Raw genomic sequence first — 4866 nt, 5'->3', positions numbered from 1 at the left:
AACCCCTGAAGACCCCGAGCAACCAACCGAAGCAAATGATCCGCAGGAAGATGACCTTGATCCTGATCAGGGGACATCCCCGGAGGAAGGACTCCTCCCGGAGAACGGAGATTCGCATTCGGGCGCCTCGGGTGATACCCCGGTTTCACCAAATAAAGATGAAAACCCATTGGAGGATAGTTCCCAACCGACCCAATCAGATAACAGCCTGAATAGCAATGAGAACGGTACTTTGTTAGATGATACTGATTTGGGGGTTGCTGAAAATCAAATCTTGCTGCCCGATGCTCTATCGCTCCGGGAAGATGGTCGCGGAGAAGGCGAAAATGATGAATCAGAGGCTGCCCCCGGTCTGGCGAACGGCAAAGACACCAATGTCACGGATGGCAGCGAAACTGAAATTACGCCCAAAGATCAAAATGATACAGGTGACCCGTCTGCACAAGCAGGGGGTGATATTACAGACCTGAATAATCCTGATAGTGTAAATCCACCCGAGCCCGAAGCAAAACAGGATAAGTCTGAAAAGGAAGATAAAAAAGCCAATCGCTTTTCTGAACTGGAACCATTGATTGGGACGGATATAGTTAACCTGATGAGCGAGGCTGAATCGCAAAAAGCCTATTATAATACGCTGGTTGGACCGTCAGCGATCAATGGAGTAGTAAACGAACAATATTCGGCGCTCCGCGATACTGATGAAGTCATATCTCCGTTATCTGGCGATCTCACCTTAAAGGTAACCGACATCAAACTTCCGGGTAGAAACGGGTTGGATCTTAATTTAGGAAGACTTTATCAAAGTAATCAAGCTATGTTTGGGGACCGGAAGATTGAAGGGGATGGTATTAATGGATACAATAGTCATTCCACCTATTTCCTCGATCGATATAGCCTGGGAGTAGGTTGGAGTCTTACCCTGCCTTCCGTACAGGTTGAGAAGGATAAAGCAGACGAAGCAGATGAAGATGACGACGCGCAGGAGTTATATTACCATACCGGTGATGGCGCGGTATATCATGTCGAATTCACAGATGACCCGGATGACAGCAACCTTGAGAAGTATCACCGTGATGATATCAGATTTGAAAAAGACACCACCTTTAATAATACACAGGTTGATTCTGCTTATGTATTGATTCGAACGGACCAGACCAAAACCTATTTTGCGGATGACGGACGTCTTCTAGGTATTGTGGACCGGTTTGGCAACAGCATTGTTTTCAACCATGAAGAACTGCCTGTTTCAAATCTGGTGATTAACGGTGATTTCGAAAATCCGGAATCCAGAGCCTGGCATTCAAATGAATATAGATTGCCAACTGATTGTTTTAACTATGATACTACTTTCGGCAAAGATGATAATTCTTCATTAAAATACGGTTATGTTTGGGGTAAGTCGAGTATTAGCGAAACAGATTATATCGCTGTAGAACCAAACACCAACTATTATGTCAGCTGTTACATGAATGATCAGCTTTCAGGAGGACATACTTTTGTATCTGTTTCGCAGTACAGAAATCTTTATGGCTCAGGACAAGGGAGTGCTATTAGGCTTGATGCTACCGAAAAAAACACCTGGGAATTTAAGGAGGGTTTTTTTACCACTGGACCTAATACTCATTACGTTCAAGTCAAGTTTGGGGGCGGGAACTATTCGGGTTATGCCTGGTTAGATAAAGTCAGGTTGGATAAGGCGTGGCCGCTGATATCGAAGATCACGGATAGCATCGGAAGAGAAATCGATTTCGAATATACTGATACATTGAATGAAGACATAGGAGATGCAGGTACTATTACGGTAACAGTTAACAACCCGGATAAGACAGACAGCGTAAGCTATACGTACACACGCAACCGGAATCTAATTACTTGTGGAACAGGCAAAGACGCCTATGAAACCAGATACTCAACCCTATTTAGCAGTGACAACGGCGATACCTGCAATGCCTATGAGTATAATTGCCAGGATGTCAGTTGGAAATTTGACAGCGGGGCGACGCCCACATCAGGGATTCAGGCCCTACTCAGTAATGCTAGTGTCCGTAATTCTAAAATTCAGTACGATTATACCAAAAAATCGAAATTCCTGGGAAATTTTGGCTCCCATGAAGTATATCGCGTTAGCAGTCGCCGGGAGTTCCCGCAGCTGGAAAATGATTATTCTCAGACCCCGCGATTAGTAAAGAATTACAGTTATGAAGGGGCTTTATCAGTATTTAATTTCAACGATGAAACAAGTTATTCTTCCTATCACCGTAACTTTTATTATACATTTACTAACGCAAACTATACCTGTACCATTCAGCAGGATAATGGGCTGGAGACTAATATAATATTTCATGGAAGTCCGATAGGCTGGGTAAAAGACCAAATTGTTAAGATCAAGGCTGATGGTGAAAGAGACACAACTACTTTTGAAGAATATGACACCAAATTTAAAAACCAGCCTGTAAAAATATCAACAAAACAATATGATGCTACATACAATGATGCCTTATATGCCGGGTATACCTACAATGACTGGGGTGGAATAGAGTCGGAAACAAGACCTCTGACCCAGACGGAATGGGATGACGCTTCAGCCAAAGAACAGCTTACGATTAGCTATGCTTATGATCCAACATTTAAGTTCTTAACCTCTAAAGCCTATTATCAGGATGAAGGTATCCAGCTTGCGGAAAGCAGTATATATGACTATAACGGACGTTTGCAGGCCACAGTGAATGCCAAAGGAGAGACAACTGATTTTCAATATGAAGATGATGATCATATGGGCAATGTCACTAAAGTCCTTATCAATCATCAAGACGGCATAGATAGCATCACGGAATACGATTACAGCGGGGCTTATAATGCCTATCCCACCGCCATCACCCAATTCTACACCGAAAATAACCAGGCTCAGAGCAGCACCACCGAGAAAACATATGAATTTGTTAGGGGCCTGATAACCAGTGTGGAAGATGCCGCAGGCCAGACCATCAGCTATGAATACGATGACCAGGGCAGAGTGACCAAAGTGGTTTATCCCAGTTCTGTAGGAATTGGCGGCTCTTATGTCGTGGAAGACAACTATGATTATGGCGACTACATTGTAGCCGATCTGGATAATCGGAGCTTGTTTCGAGTGCACTTTTATCGCACCTGGGATTCCGGCAGCGGTCCGGAAACCTTCTTTGAAACCATAGGTTATTACGACGACCACGGCGTATTGCAACAGAGCCGCAAGTATGATTTTGAGAAAGACCAGTGGATAACCACCCAATATGGATTTAATGATTACGGCCAGATTATCTCCACAACCGATCCGTTGGATCATCAAACCAGCTACGAGTGGGACGAATGGAATCGTCTGCAGAGCATCACCGACACCCAGGGCAACCAGCAGGTTTACGAATACGACATACTGAACCGCACCAAGAAATCCTACTTCGTACCCCAATCTACCGGTGCCGCTGAAAACCATCATTTGATAACCTATGATCAATGGGGCCGAGAGATATCTCGCAGCGGCTATCCCGACGGCTGGGGCCAGCCCAATGAAGTGGAAGAAACATTTGAATACGATTATCTGGGCAATCTGATTCAATATACCGACCCTGAAAATAACCAGAGCCAATATCAGTATGACCCCTTGAATAGGCTTATCAAAGTTATTGACCCCCTCAATCAGGAGACCGGTTATGACTATGACCGCTTAGGCAACGTCAGTCAGGTAAAGCAGAGTGAGGGCCTAAAAGACTTCATAACCACCAAGGGCTACGACGAACGCGGCCTATTAACCAGTAAAACCGAACCCGAAGGCCAGGCCGTCAGCTATCAATACAATCAATCAGGCTTGCCGGTAACCGTAACCGATGCCACCGGGAAAGTCACTACCATGGAATATGAAAATAACCAGCGCCTGCAAGGGATGAGCGCAGGCCCGGATACGCTGACCTACTACTATCATCCCCTGGGCGGAGTGGAGAGAACCGCCGTCTATAGCAGCCAGGGCGGAGCCGGAGAATCATTGGATTATGGTTACTACTCCACCGGACTGACCAGCCAGCGCAAAATAAGCAATTATGCGGTAGACTTCCAATATGACGACGTTGGCAACCGCACCCAGATCACCGACCCCTTCAATCAGACCGTCAACTATCAATATGATAGCCTCAATAGAGTCGATACCATAACCGCCGACAACAGGCAATTCAGCTACGAATATTACGCCGACGGCATGGTCAAGGCCGTCAACTATCCCAATGGACTGAGAACTGAATATACATACGACAACATAAACCGGCTGACAGAACTTATCAATAAAATGGGGGCCAACATTCTCTCCGAGTTCAGCTACGCCTATGATAAAAACAGCAACATCATAGCAATAACCAGCGCGGGTCAAACCACCACCTATCAATATGACCCATTAAACAGGCTGACAGGAATCAAACGCCCTAACGGAGAAGAAATCAATTACAGCTACGACAGCCGGGGCAACCGCAGTAAAGGATCTATTACAACTATTGATACCGCGAACTTCAAAGCCGGAGAGTTTGCCTACAACAGTTGGGATGAACTGGCTTCCTTCACCGGTAGCGGCTCCACCGCCTACAGCTATGACCCGGAAGGTTTAAGAATCAAAAAAGATACAGGTACGACCGTTACCCGTTACTTTTGCGATAATAATGGTCTAGTGGTGGCCGAATCAGATGGAACCGGCCAGGTAACCGCCCAGAACATCTGGGGCCATAAAGCCTTGGCCAGAAATATTGACGGCAACTATTACTACTACCTTTACAACGGCCACGGCGATGTGATCCAGATTCTAGACGAAGCCGGCAACACCGTCAACAGCTACAGCTACGATGAGTGGGG

General features: G+C 45.7%; 1 protein-coding gene. It reads left to right on the top strand.

Annotation, left to right across the window (positions count from 1 at the left end):
* On the top strand, positions 1-4866 hold a 4866-nt coding region (locus B3W37_RS09390; RefSeq protein WP_483175553.1), incomplete at both ends, for a hypothetical protein.

The organism is Syntrophomonas sp. UBA5494, assembly GCF_002426325.1.
This window is presented reverse-complemented; position numbering and strand designations above follow the sequence as displayed.